The sequence below is a fragment of the Acinetobacter sp. 18QD2AZ41W genome, assembly GCF_009829025.1.
Classification (GTDB): Bacteria; Pseudomonadota; Gammaproteobacteria; order Pseudomonadales; family Moraxellaceae; genus Acinetobacter; species Acinetobacter pseudolwoffii.
Genome location: NZ_WURP01000032.1, coordinates 1 through 4,483, shown reverse-complemented (window position 1 = coordinate 4,483; position 4,483 = coordinate 1). Strand labels below are relative to the sequence as shown.

General features: G+C 46.0%; 4 protein-coding genes and 1 pseudogene. All 5 read left to right on the top strand.

Annotation, left to right across the window (positions count from 1 at the left end; genetic code table 11):
- Positions 1-547 precede the first annotated feature (547 nt).
- A complete protein-coding gene (locus GVV58_RS14875) occupies positions 548-1,501 on the top strand; it encodes an iron chelate uptake ABC transporter family permease subunit (protein WP_005096088.1) in 954 nt (317 codons plus the stop codon).
- Complete coding sequence (locus GVV58_RS14870; RefSeq protein ID WP_005096087.1) at positions 1,494-2,456, top strand: iron chelate uptake ABC transporter family permease subunit; 963 nt, start codon at positions 1,494-1,496, stop codon at positions 2,454-2,456. Before GVV58_RS14875 ends, GVV58_RS14870 begins: the two co-directional genes overlap by 8 nt.
- Positions 2,441-3,205 (top strand): ATP-binding cassette domain-containing protein, encoded by a 765-nt coding sequence (locus GVV58_RS14865; protein ID WP_100329936.1) that lies wholly within the window; start codon positions 2,441-2,443, stop codon positions 3,203-3,205. Before GVV58_RS14870 ends, GVV58_RS14865 begins: the two co-directional genes overlap by 16 nt.
- A 9-nt stretch (positions 3,206-3,214) precedes the next feature.
- A complete protein-coding gene (locus tag GVV58_RS14860) occupies positions 3,215-4,153 on the top strand; it encodes an ABC transporter substrate-binding protein (protein ID WP_104510428.1) in 939 nt (312 codons plus the stop codon).
- 255 nt (positions 4,154-4,408) lie between these two features.
- Positions 4,409-4,483: pseudogene (locus GVV58_RS14855) on the top strand (IS6 family transposase); the annotation flags it as partial.

The window sequence follows — 4,483 nt, the reverse complement described above, 5'->3', positions numbered from 1 at the left end:
ATTTTAGAGGCAGGCTTATTCATTTTGAAATTATATTGCTGAATAAGCTTTTGATGCTAGGTTTGTGCAACAAAGCCAGTAAGCCTGAATAGTTCTGCTAAAAATTGCTCACTATAATGGGTCAGGAAGCTTTCTTTTCATTTATCTATCGGGACACAGTACTGGTCATAAAACAGCCATAACAAGGGTTATGAGATCATTCCTCCAATGACCATATTTGCTAGTAGGCGCTGTATTTCTTTCTCCAATTTCAATACCTTCCTAACTCATTAGAAAATTTTTGAGCACCATGACATCAATTTTTTCCAGTTTTATCGTTGCAAAAATGAAATGCTGCGTCGCTTAAACGGCCTTCACCTCTGTTTTTATTTACATTAACTTACAATAGTGAGAATGATTAACATTCATTATCCCGTTAAGCTTTAGCTCTATTTTACTCTCAATAGTTTGATTCATGATCAAATTATGATCTTCATTAAGTAAAAAGATCACTGCATAGTGATGCGCTTTTTTATATTTATATCGCCTGATTCCTGATGAAAATTCCATGAAAAAATTCCGCTATCTGCTGATCCTACTCCTGCTCTGTGCAGGATTATCTTTGTCAGTCGGTGTCGGAGATATGAGCTGGCAGGGTCTATTACAAGGTCAGGCACATGACTGGCAACTGTTCTGGACCAGCCGTTTCCCACGTTTGATGGCCATATTGATTGCCGGTGCGGGGCTGAGTGTTTGCGGCCTGATCATGCAGACCTTGAGCCGCAATCGCTTTGTCTCCCCGACCACAGCCGGATTATATGACTGTGCCCGTCTCGGGGTACTGGTTTCAATTATTCTGCTGCCAACTGCATCGATTTTTCTAAAAACTGGTTTTGCGATTGTAGTCACCCTGCTCGGGGCAATGGGCTTTATGGCGATTTTATCGCGGCTGAAACATCGGGATACTGTATTTGTGCCACTGGTCGGCATGATCTTCGGCAGTATTATTTCTGCCTTTACCACCTTTATTGCCCTGCAAATGGATCTGCTACAGAGCCTTGCCGGCTGGTTACAGGGAGATTTTTCCACCATTTTAAACGGGCAATATGAACTGATCTATCTCAGTGTACCGCTGTTTTTGATCATTTACCTATTTGCCCAGCGTTTTTTATTGGCTGGCCTGGGACAGGATTTTGCTTCTAATCTGGGGCTGAATTATCACCAGACCTTATTTATCGGCCTGATTCTAGTGTCGATCATTACCGGCGTTGTCGTGATTACTGTCGGTGCGATTCCCTTCTTGGGCCTGATTGTACCGAATATTGTCAGCTTGTATCTGGGCGATAATCTAAGTAAAACCTTGGCACCGACGGCTTTACTGGGTGCCTTGCTGGTGCTCATCTGTGATGTTATCGGCCGTATTTTGATCTATCCTTATGAAATCCCGATCAGTCTGATTATGGGGGTATTTGGCAGCGTGATTTTCCTGTGGCTGTTACTACGGAGTTATCGTCATGTCTAATTCGGCCAAATTAGTGCTGCTGAGCTGTGCGGTATTGGCCAGTCTGCTGCTGTATCTCTGCTGGGATCTGGGTCCGGCATGGCGCTATTCACTCGGTCTGCGTTTTAAAACGGTATGCGGCATAGTGGTTGCCGGCACGGCGGTGGGAATTTCAACCCTTATTTTCCACAGTATCGTCAATAACCGGGTGGTTACCCCACAGGCGCTGGGACTCGACAAACTGTATGAGCTGTCCAAAAACCTGATTATTTATATTTTTGGTGCCAGCGCCCTGCTGTCACTGAATATTGTGGCTGATTATTTTATTTCACTGGCGCTGATGCTGGCCTTTGCCCTGCTGCTTTATCATTTTATTTTCAAAAAAGTGGCGGAAAAGAATATCTATTTCCTACTGCTGGTCGGACTGATCTGTGCCACCTTATTTGACAGTATGGCCACCTATATTCAGGTACTGCTCGATCCGGATGAGTTTCAGGTCGCCGCCTATGCCGGCTTTGCCAGCTTCAATTTCGTTAGAGTCGAACCGCTGATCCTGTCGACGCTGACCATTCTGCCAATCCTGATCTATTGTCTGCTAAAGGTGCGGATTTTTGATGTCATGGCACTGGGCCGCGATCATGCGCTCAATCTGGGACTCAATTATGATCGCGAGAGCCGTATCTCGCTGATTCTGGTGGTGCTGGCTCTGGCTTCAGCTACGGCTTTGGCCGGTCCGATGATGTTCCTCGGTCTCTTGGTTCTGAATATCAGTCTGGAAATTTTTAAAACCCATCGCCATCAGATTCTGCTTCCCGGCATGATCCTGGTTTCGTTACTGGTCCTGTTGATCGGGCAGTTTATTGTGCTGCATCTACTGAATTTGCGCACTACGCTCAGTGTCATCATTAACTTTGTCGGCGGACTCTACTTTTTTTGGATCTTATTGAAGGACAATAAAAAATGGCAATTGTCTTAGAACATATCAGCAAGCATTATCATGAGAAAACCGTGGTCAGGCAGGTGTCTCTCGACATCGGTGAAGGACAGTTCACAGCCTTTATTGGGCCGAACGGTGCCGGTAAAAGTACCCTGCTCGGCATCATGAGCCGGCTGATGAACCCGGATGCGGGTCAGGTGATGCTGGACGGGGAAAATTTGCAACAGATGAAAAATGCCGAGATTGCCAAGAAAATGGCGATTTTAAAACAGGCCAACCATACCGAATTGCGTCTTTCGGTTGAAGATCTGGTGGCATTTGGACGCTTTCCCTATTCACATGGCCATCTGACTGCTCAGGATCATCAGATGATTGACCAGTCCATTCAATATATGGAACTGGAGCCGATGCGACACCAGCAACTGAGTGAACTGTCAGGTGGACAACGCCAGCGTGCTTATATTGCCATGGTATTAGCGCAGGACACCAAATATATCCTGCTGGATGAGCCGCTCAATAATCTGGACATGAAACATTCAGCCCAGATCATGCGGGTGCTTAAGGACCTGTGCGTCAATCATGGTAAATCCATCATTGTGGTGATTCACGATATCAATTTTGCTTCGGTCTATGCCAACCAGATCATTGCCATGAAACACGGTGAGCTGGTCTATCAGGGCACACCGCAGCAGATCATGCATGAAGATATTCTGCAGGATATTTTCGATTTTCATATTCCGATTCAGCAAATCCAGCAACATCAGCTGGGCCTGTATTTTATTAGTTAGGAGACATCCATGCAATTCAAAACCAGCGTATCTGTACTGCTTGTCACCGGTCTTTTGGCCGCATGCAGTCCGACGGATGCACCTTCTGGCCAGAACACGACATCTGAAATGCAGCAGTTCGAGAGTCAGGCCGGTAAAATCAGTATTCCCAAAGAATTAAGCCGGATCACGGTGCTGGATACGAACTCCTTAAATACCATCCATACTTTGGGCGGCAGTGATAAAGTGGTGGCGCTGCCGCAAGGCACTCCGTTACCGGCAGCACTGCAGCAGTTTAATAACAAGAGCTATATCGATGTCGGTACAGCGAAGGAACCCAATCTGGAAAAAATTGCCGAAAGCCAGCCGCAGCTCATTTTAATGAGTGGACGCATGGAAAACTTGATGGGCCAGATTCAGGGGATTGCCCCGGTGTATTTCAATCAGGTGGATTATCGCGACCGTTTTAATTCTTTCAGCCAGCATACCTTGAATATTGCGGATATGCTGGGCAAACGTGCTGAAGCCGAGCAGCAGCTGGCTACGCTGTCTAAAGACATCGATGCCCTGCAGGAAAAAACCAAGGATAAAACTGCCTTGGTGATTCTGGTCAATAACAACAAACTCTCTGCCTATGGGGTCGGTTCACGTTTTGGCCTGATTCATGACCTGTACGGTTTCCAGCCAGCCGACCCAAGTATCAAGGTGGGGACGCATGGCATGTCGGTATCGCATGAATTTATCGCCGAAAAGAATCCGGACTACCTGTTTGTGATTGACCGCAGTGCGGCGATTACCGAAGGTGACGGGGGTGCACGCAAGGTACTGGACAATAATCTAGTCAGACAGACCAAGGCGGCTAAAAACGATCATATTGTTTTTCTGGATTCTAGCACCTGGTATTTGATCAACGACAGTCTGGGCGGCATGCAAGCCATGCTCAAAGAAGTAGAGGCAGTGGTAAAATAATTTCCAATGCTGAAAAGACCGAAAGGCTCATCTCTTTGTGTGATAACGCATGAATAAATGAGTTCAAAATAGGTAGCTGAAAATAGACTGGTCGTGGTGATTTTAAAGTTGTCTCTCCTGATTTTAGTCATTGAGCTGAAGTAGAGGTGGCAGAAAACCGTTGAACTGAGACGCTTATCAGTATTTATCTGACGGCACTGTTGCAAATAACCACGAATGGTAAGCTGAAGACTGTTTTAGCTAAAGGTGCAGCATATGAATCCTTTCCATGGTCGGCATTTTCAGGGCGAAATCATTCTTTGGGCTGTGCGCTGGTATTGTAAATATGGC